The sequence below is a fragment of the bacterium genome (genome assembly GCA_020440705.1).
GTDB lineage: Bacteria > Krumholzibacteriota > Krumholzibacteriia > LZORAL124-64-63 > LZORAL124-64-63 > JAGRNP01.
Window position 1 is genome coordinate 1 of record JAGRNP010000381.1, and the last position, 540, is coordinate 540.

A 540-nucleotide genomic window follows, 5' to 3' on the forward strand; every position below is an offset into this window, starting at 1 on the left:
TTGGCGATGCTTACCGTGAAAGGGTTGGTGGTGGCGGCGGCGAATCCCACCCCCCAGGCGCCGATCACCAGCGCCAGCCCGTAAATCCGGTCATAGCCCATCTCCCGGGCGACCCGCAGAAATATCGGCACCAGCGGAATGAACTCCTCCCCCATCCCCAGCAGCGAGCCCCCCGCCCCAAGAACCGTCATGATGACGATCGTCAGCAGGGTATCCGATCTGCGGAAGATGGCCATCAGCCGCTGGATGGCGGCGGAGATGACCCCCGTCGCCTGGAAGATGCCGAAGACGCCCCCGATGATGAAGATGAAGAAGATGATGTCGGACGACTCCTCCATGCCCCTGGGGATGGCGCGCAGAAAACCGATCAGGCTCACCGGAGTGGCTTTGCCCGTGATCTCCTCCCCCAGGAGTATCCCCGTGGGCGTGATGACCTTGTCCACCGGTTGGAAGGTGCCGGCCTTGACGATGGTCCGCTCGTGTCCGCCGATATCGCGGGTCTCCCGCTGGTATTCTCCCGAGGGAACCAGGTAGGTGAGC

General features: G+C 63.5%; 1 protein-coding gene. It reads right to left on the reverse strand.

Going from position 1 to position 540, the window contains the following annotated elements:
* Positions 1 to 540, reverse strand: a 540-nt coding sequence (locus KDM41_18905) for a hypothetical protein (GenBank protein ID MCB1185495.1), incomplete at both ends; no start/stop codon positions are given.